Source organism: Streptomyces sp. NPDC002690 (genome assembly GCF_053592415.1).
The window spans coordinates 1-3,591 of sequence record NZ_JBSFVR010000533.1; the positions used below are offsets into that span (position 1 = coordinate 1).

5 protein-coding genes are annotated in these 3,591 nt (G+C 71.7%); 1 reads left to right on the forward strand and 4 read right to left on the reverse strand.

Going from position 1 to position 3,591, the window contains the following annotated elements; all coding sequences use genetic code 11:
* Nucleotides 1-37: 37 nt before the first annotated feature.
* Both ACWD3D_RS34680 and ACWD3D_RS34685 read right to left on the reverse strand, forming a co-directional pair.
* Nucleotides 38-247 carry a DUF397 domain-containing protein gene (locus ACWD3D_RS34680; protein WP_451464667.1) on the reverse strand — a complete coding sequence of 70 codons (210 nt, stop codon included), beginning with the start codon at nt 245-247 and terminating at the stop codon, nt 38-40.
* Nucleotides 244-1,077 (reverse strand): helix-turn-helix domain-containing protein, encoded by an 834-nt coding sequence (locus ACWD3D_RS34685; protein ID WP_451464668.1) that lies wholly within the window; start codon nt 1,075-1,077, stop codon nt 244-246. The genes ACWD3D_RS34680 and ACWD3D_RS34685 overlap by 4 nt, the downstream gene beginning before the upstream one ends.
* A 205-nt stretch (nt 1,078-1,282) precedes the next feature.
* Here ACWD3D_RS34685 and ACWD3D_RS34690 point away from each other — a divergent pair, with 205 nt between their 5' ends.
* A complete protein-coding gene (locus tag ACWD3D_RS34690; protein ID WP_451464669.1) occupies nt 1,283-1,696 on the forward strand; it encodes an ATP-binding protein in 414 nt (137 codons plus the stop codon).
* Nucleotides 1,697-1,706: 10 nt separating this feature from the next.
* Here ACWD3D_RS34690 and ACWD3D_RS34695 read toward each other — a convergent pair whose 3' ends face one another.
* Both ACWD3D_RS34695 and ACWD3D_RS34700 read right to left on the reverse strand, forming a co-directional pair.
* On the reverse strand, nt 1,707-2,861 hold the full coding sequence (locus ACWD3D_RS34695) for a CU044_5270 family protein (protein WP_451464670.1): 1,155 nt from the start codon (nt 2,859-2,861) through the stop codon (nt 1,707-1,709).
* Nucleotides 2,858-3,463 carry an RNA polymerase sigma factor gene (locus ACWD3D_RS34700; protein WP_451464671.1) on the reverse strand — a complete coding sequence of 202 codons (606 nt, stop codon included), beginning with the start codon at nt 3,461-3,463 and terminating at the stop codon, nt 2,858-2,860. The genes ACWD3D_RS34695 and ACWD3D_RS34700 overlap by 4 nt, the downstream gene beginning before the upstream one ends.
* Nucleotides 3,464-3,591 lie beyond the last annotated feature (128 nt).

The following is a 3,591-nucleotide window of genomic DNA, read 5'->3' on the forward strand; positions in this document are numbered from 1 at the left end:
ACGGCGTTTTCCGGCCCGAGCGCGCTCGTACCCGGGGTCAGTCGCGCGCGGTCGCGGCGACGAAGGACGCCCAGGCGTCGGGCGCCACCGTGAGGGTGGGGCCGGGGCGCTGCTTGGAATCGCGGACGTGGACGGCGCCGGGGGAGGCAGCGACCTCAAGGCAATTCCCGCCCTCGGCCCCGCTGTAGGTGCTCTTGAACCAGTGCAGTGCTGCGACGGAACTGCCCGTGGTGACGTGGACTCTCATACCTCTCCCAGCTGTTTCTCGATGAAGCCCAGGGACTCACGCGGGTTGAGAGCCTGGGCTCGGATGATCCCATAGCGGGCCGACAGGGCGCGGACCTCCGCCCGCTCGGTCACCAGTGTGCTCCGGCCCTGCACTTCGAGATAGCCGACCGGCTCGCCGTGCTGCGGGGTGAGCACGGTGAACGGGCCGTCCACGCCCGCGTTGTCCTCTCGGTCCGCAGGCATGACCTGGATTTCGACATTGCGCTTCTCCCCGATCAGCAACAGGTGTTCGAGCTGACCGCGTCGCGCCTCGCGGCCGCCCAGCCCCCGGGTCACCACGTACTCCTCCATGACGAAGCTGAGGAGCGGGGCGGGCCAGCGGCTGAAGATTTCCTGGCGCGCCTGTCGCGCAGCCACCCGGAGTTCGATGGTGGCCTCATCGAGCAGCGGACGCCGCTCTTTCAGCAGCGCGCGGGTGTACTCCTCGGTCTGAAGCGGCCCGTTGACCACCAGAGTCTCGTAGCCGGCGAGTTCCGCCGCCTCCGCCTCCATTTTGGCGGCGTCACGGAAGAAGGCCGGGTACTGGGCGCGCGCCACTTCCTCCTTGCCCGCGCTCAGCACCCCGTTGGCCCGCAGGACCTCGTCCACCTGGTCGATGAACTTCGGTGGGGGGATGCGCCGCCCCTGTTCGAAGGCCGCGATGGTGGAGGCGGAGTAGCCGGTCAAGACGCCGAGCTGGGCCCGTTCCAGCCCGGCCGCAGACCGGAACAGTTTCAACTGGCGCCCGAAGACGGCCAGGATGCCCGTCCCGCTCTCGTACGCCTCGGGTGGTTGCTGCTGCTCCGGCATGACGCCTGCCTCCACGATCGTTCCGCCCTGCCGCCTCACGCTCCGTCGCGTGTACAGGGTGACCGTCGCCGCGTACAGCCCCGGGCCGTGAGTGCGTCGGTCCTGGTCAAGATATGCGGACGCGGCCAGGGTTTTCCTCATGAACGAAGCAATTACCTCTCCCGGGGAAATGGTTGAAAACCGCACTCCGACAAGGGAGTTCGCCATGCGGTTCACGTCGACGCCGCGCGGTGCCCGGCTGTCCCGTCGGCTCGTCTCGCTCCGGCTCCAGGAGTGGGGACACCCCTGGGCTTCGGAGACGAACGACACCCTGTCCCTCATCGCCGCCGAGCTGACCGCGAACGCGGTGCGTCACGGTCGGGTGGTGGGCCGGGACTTCCACGTGCGGCTCACCGAGGTGGGCAGCACTCTGCGGGTGGAGGTGACGGACACCCGTACCGAGCGGTGCCCGTCACCCGGTGAACCGCTCGAACCGGCCCTGGACGAGGAGTCGGGCCGGGGGCTCCTCCTCGTCTCCCGGCTCGCCGACCGCTGGGGCGTCGCGCCCCGGCCGGGGGCGCCGGGCAAGACGGTGTGGGCGGAGGTGTGCGGGGAGAAGGGCCCGCCCGGCACCGTCTGACCGTACGTCGTCAGCTCTGCTCGGTGTGCTTCTCTCCCGTTGTTTTCGGCGGCAGCTCGCCCGCCCGGTCGACCACGCCCCAGCCGGTCCGGGCCAGGCTGGAGAGGAGGGTCCCCGACTCACCGTAGGAGGTGTCCTTTGTGAGGTAGCTGCGCGAACCGAGGAAGGAGAGGTCGGCCCGGTCGAAGACCCACTCGGTCCGGGTGCCGTACCGGGTGTCCTCGCGGGCGATGCCGAGTCCGTGCCGCCCGAGAGCATCGGCTGCCTGCGGGGCCTCGACGACCCCCGGGAGTCTGGCCGCGGCCTCGTACAGTGCGGCGGCCGTGGGGGCCGGCATCACCGCTGTCAGCAGTTCACCGATCCGGTCGAAGACGGCCTGGGCGCGCTCCTGGCCGGGGGACTCGGGGGTGTGCGCGTAGAGGTACGTCAGCAGCTTGCCGGGATCGGTCGGGAGCGAACCGAGCCATGCGTAGGTGGGGCGGCTGATCCCGGCGGGCGTGCCCTCCGTGTCGCCCAGCTCCGCGTTGATGGCGAAGGTCTCCCCGCCGGTCCGGACCAGGCCGAGTTTCTTCAGCGGCCGCGGGTCCTGGGCGGCCCACTCCTCGCGCTCTTCCAGCGGGCCGACCACTGCCTTCCCGCTGGTGAGGTCCGCTCCCCGGACCGTGGAACGGATGTAGAGGAACTGGTCGTCGCGGACGGCGGGCACACCGGTGCGCAGCGCTACCGCGGAGATGCGGTGCAGCAGGGCCGGACCGCCGTGTCCGGTCGCGCCGGGGGCGGGCGAGGCGGAGGCCGCCGGCCGGTCCGGGCCCGGGGCGACGGCGACGGCGGTGACCACCACCCCGGCGAGGACGAACGCCGACACCGGTACGAGCAGGGCGGGGCGGAGGAAGCGGCGACGCGTCGTCCGGTCGGGACCGCTGGTTCCGGGACCGCTGGTTCCGGGACCGCTGGTTCCGGGGGCGACGGTGGAGGTGCCGTTCTGTTCGGCCGTTTCGCGGTCGATGAGGTTCATGAGCAGTTCCTTGTGGTGGCGGTGCCGCTCGGGGGAGAGCGCGTCCACATCCGGGGCCGGCAGCAGCCGGGCGATCTCCCGGGCGTCGGCGTCCGGAATCTGCCGGACGCCGCGCCGGCCTTGGGACAGGCCGGTGTCGTCGTGGTTCATCGGGTCCCCTCCCGTACGGGCAGGGCCGCGATCGCGGCCGTACCTGTCACCTCTCCGCGAGTGCCGTGCGGTTCCCGCTCCTCCTCCACGAGCCGGGCGAGCCTTTTGCGGGCGCGCGAGAGGCGCGAGCGCACCGTCCCGACCGGCACTCCGAGAGCCCGCGCCGCCTGCTCGTAGTCGAGGCCGGACCACACGCACAGGGACAGCACCTCCCGTTCGTGTCGCCGCAGCTTGCCGAGCGACTCCTGGACGGCCCGCAGCTTCTCCGTGTCGTCCAGGCGGCCCACGGTCTCCGGGGCGAAGTCCGGCACCACTTCGGGCCTCGGCCGGCGGGCGAGGAAGGCGATGCGGCGGCGGGCTCCTCGCCGGGCGTTCTCACATTTGTGGGTGGCGATGCCGAGGAGCCAGGGGAGCAGCGGACCGCCCTCCTCCGTCACGGTCTCCCGTCGGCGCCAGGCGGTCAGAAAGGTCTCCGACATGATGTCCTCGGCGGCCGACGGGTCACCCGTCAGCCGCAGAGCGTGCCGGTGGACCCGTGGCGCGCACTCCTCGTACAGCTCGGCGAACGCTTCGCGTTCACCCGCGCGTACCCGTCGGCGCAGGTCGTCTTCTTGTTCCCTCACACCTGTCACCTCTCCGCGGCACGGGCCGGGTTCCTGTGACCTGGGTCATGCCGGCTCGCCCTGCGTGCGTGCGCGCGCCCGCCCCCGGCCTGGTGCGGTGCCGGGGG

What these genes read in the sequence shown, in the direction of transcription:
- ACWD3D_RS34680 (WP_451464667.1), bottom strand. Translation starts at nt 247, where the DNA reads ATGAGAGTCCACGTCACCACGGGCAGTTCCGTCGCAGCACTGCACTGG.
- ACWD3D_RS34685 (WP_451464668.1), bottom strand. Translation starts at nt 1,077, where the DNA reads ATGCCGGAGCAGCAGCAACCACCCGAGGCGTACGAGAGCGGGACGGGC.
- ACWD3D_RS34690 (WP_451464669.1), top strand. Translation starts at nt 1,283, where the DNA reads ATGCGGTTCACGTCGACGCCGCGCGGTGCCCGGCTGTCCCGTCGGCTC.
- ACWD3D_RS34695 (WP_451464670.1), bottom strand. Translation starts at nt 2,861, where the DNA reads ATGAACCACGACGACACCGGCCTGTCCCAAGGCCGGCGCGGCGTCCGG.